The sequence below is a fragment of the Vibrio sp. 970 genome (assembly GCF_033339075.1).
On sequence record NZ_JAWOTW010000303.1, the window covers coordinates 1 to 707 of the forward strand.

A 707-nucleotide genomic window follows, 5' to 3' on the forward strand; every position below is an offset into this window, starting at 1 on the left:
AATTTGTTTGGGATAAATGTATATCCACTAATCATAATCGAGCCATTCAGAACGCATTGAATTGGATATTTGTAGGGCTTGCAGAATAAGAGAGATGTTTCATGAGACGTAGAACCACGCTATCGCTGCTGATTGCATCGAGCCTGTTTATGGCGGGATGTCAACCAAGCCAAGAAGGAACTGAGCAAGGTGGTGGCGCAGCTCCCGCAACCGAAGTGAATGTGTTGACGGTTGAACCTGTTCGACAAGCTTTGACGGTTGAGTTGCCGGGCCGCAGCCGTGCATTTAAAGAGGCGGAAGTCCGCCCACAGGTAACGGGTATTATTTCAGAACGTAACTTTGTTGAAGGTGGCGTTGTGGAAAAAGGTCAGTCGTTGTATCAAATTGATGACTCTTCATTTCAAGCGGATTTGCTTAGTGCAGAAGCGGAGCTGATTCGTGCGCAAGCTTCTGAAGAATCGACGTTTGCAACCGTTAAACGTTACCGCGCATTGATTACCAAGAAATCGATCAGTCAACAAGATCTGGATGAAGCAGAAGCGGCTTACAAAGAAGCGAAAGCGCAAGTGCTCGTAGCCAAAGCGAAGATCAATACTGCAAAGATCAATTTGACTTATACCCGTGTGAAAGCGCCGATCAGTGGCGTGATCAGCAAGTCAAATGTGACTGCGGGAGCGTTGGTTACCGCAAACCAAGCCGACAAGCTA

Annotated in this window: 1 pseudogene; it reads left to right on the forward strand. The window is 47.2% G+C overall.

The annotated features are described in order from the left end of the window. Nucleotides 1-101 precede the first annotated feature (101 nt). Nucleotides 102-707: pseudogene (gene vmeA, locus R7Q11_RS26315) on the forward strand (multidrug efflux RND transporter periplasmic adaptor subunit VmeA); the annotation flags it as partial.